Consider the following 1000-nt stretch of genomic DNA (forward strand, 5'->3'; position numbering starts at 1 on the left):
CCTGGCACCACGGCACGCTGCACCACGTCTTAGCTCGGCGGTGACTGCTTCATCCAGGATGTCCAGGCTGTGGTCGAGCCGGACATGCCCGGTGTCCGGGGTCATGGTGATCATCAGATCGAGGTCGGAATAGCTGGTACCGGCTGGCAGTACCTCCAGGCCGGTGAGGCGGCGTGAGGAGCGTACGTAGTTGAAGTAGACCTCGACGAGCGGGGCGTTCTCCCGGTGCAGGCCCTGCCGGGCGAGGGTGGCCAGGACGTCGGAGAACATGGCGCCCTTCTTCAGCAGCCGCTGCAGGCGCCCGTCCGTGCGGTGCAGCACCTCGGCGACCGTCTCGCCCGCGCGGGCCTCGGCCGGAAACGGCACTGGCACACCGAAGAACCCGACCGCGTCATAGGCGTCGGCGTGGATACGGGTGTCCACCGGCACAGCGAGCACGAACCGCTCCCGTCGTTGTTTCCTGGCCAGCAGCACGGTCAGCGTGCCGAGGCAGAAGGCGGCCGGGGTGATCGCGAGCCTGCTCGCGGCCGCCGACACCCGCTCCATTAGCCCGTCGGGAACCGTCACGGTGACACTGCCGGCCCGGTACGACCGCTGCGCCGGGCGCGGCCGGGCGAGCTCCAGGTCGAGCCGCTCGCTGCCGTGGAAGGACTCGCGCCAGTCGGCGCTCGCGCCCTCGCCGCCCTGCTGGGCCGCGATGAGCAGATCGACGTCCCGGTTGGTGACGGCTGCCTCGAGCGGGGTGCCGGACAGTTCCGCGTCGATCTCCTGGGCCACGAGAAGCAGCGACTGCAGGTCGCTCACCGCGTGGTGGGCGCCGAACACCAGGATCTGGCCCAGCGCACCGCTGTCCACGAGCTCGAACCGCCACAACGACGGCTTCGCCAGGTCCAGCGGCAGTTCCAGCAGCGCGCTTAGCCGCTCGGCGGCGTCGGCCTCACCGTCGACAGCCGTCCAGCGCAACACCGGCTCGGCCGGCTCCCGGTCCACCCGCAGCTGC

Annotated in this window: 1 protein-coding gene; it reads right to left on the bottom strand. The window is 70.7% G+C overall.

Annotation, left to right across the window (positions count from 1 at the left end):
* Positions 1–1000: condensation domain-containing protein (locus tag AB0N17_RS46925; protein WP_366017761.1), on the bottom strand; the 1000-nt coding region annotated here is incomplete at both ends.

Source organism: Streptomyces sp. NPDC051133 (genome assembly GCF_040682635.1).
In the GTDB taxonomy this organism is placed as follows: domain Bacteria; phylum Actinomycetota; class Actinomycetes; order Streptomycetales; family Streptomycetaceae; genus Streptomyces.